This window comes from Streptomyces sp. A012304 (assembly GCF_026008495.1).
In the GTDB taxonomy this organism is placed as follows: domain Bacteria; phylum Actinomycetota; class Actinomycetes; order Streptomycetales; family Streptomycetaceae; genus Streptomyces.
This window is the reverse complement of record NZ_BQUN01000077.1, coordinates 1-997: the sequence shown is the minus strand read 5'-3', so window position 1 is coordinate 997 and position 997 is coordinate 1. Positions and strand designations below refer to the sequence as shown.

Annotated in this window: 1 protein-coding gene; it reads left to right on the top strand. The window is 71.4% G+C overall.

Annotated elements, in window-relative coordinates:
* Window positions 1-997 (top strand): DEAD/DEAH box helicase (locus tag ALMP_RS17340; RefSeq protein ID WP_264928948.1); only part of this gene is annotated, 997 nt, incomplete at both ends.

The following is a 997-nucleotide window of genomic DNA, read 5'->3' as shown; positions in this document are numbered from 1 at the left end:
CCGACCGGCGCCGGCAAGACCGTCGTCTTCGCCAACCTCATCGACGAGCTGCTGCCCCAGCTCAACGGCGGCCGCGCCCTGGTCATCGCCCACCGCGAGGAACTCATCGAGCAGGCCGCCGCCAAGGTCCGCGCCGTCCGCCCCGACCTGCGGGTCGGCGTCGTCAAGGCCGAGCGCGACGAGCACCAGGACGCCGACGTCATCGTCGCCAGCATCCAGACCCTGGCCGTCGAACGGCGCCGCAAGGCCATCGAGAACATCGGTGTGGTCATCGTCGACGAGTGCCACCATGCGGCCGCCCCGTCGTACATGACGGTCCTCGAGCACTTCGGAGCCTGGCGCGGCCTGCCCGTCGCCGGGTTCACCGCCACCATGACCCGCACCGACGGGGGCCTTGCCGAGGTGTGGCAGGACGTCGTGTTCACCCTCGACATCCTGGAGATGATCGAGGACGGCTACCTGTGCGACGTCCGCGGGAAGCGCGTCATCGTCGAGGGCCTCGACCTGGACTCCGTGAAGTCCCGCGCGGGCGACCTCCAGGACGGACAACTGGGCCAGGCCCTGGACGACTCCGGCGCCGCCGAGGTCGTGGCGGAGGCATACCGCCTTCACGCCGCCGACCGGCCGGGCGTCGCCTTCACCCCCACCGTGGACACCGCCCAGTCCATGGCCGAGGCGTTCACCGCCGCCGGCCTGCCCGCCGCCGCGGTGTGGGGCGACATGCCGCACGACGACCGCGCCCGGGCGCTGGAGAAGTACCGGCGCGGCGACGTCCAGGTGCTGACGAACTGCATGGTCCTCACCGAGGGGTTCGACGCCCCCTGGACATCGTGCGCGGTGATCGCCCGGCCCACCAAGTCGGCGGGCCTGTACTGCCAGATGGCCGGCCGAGCACTCCGGCTGTCTCCCGAGACTGGCAAGAAGGACGCGCTCATCCTCGACGTGATGGGCGCCTCCACCCGTCACAAGCTCGCCTCGATCGTCGACCTGACGGGCC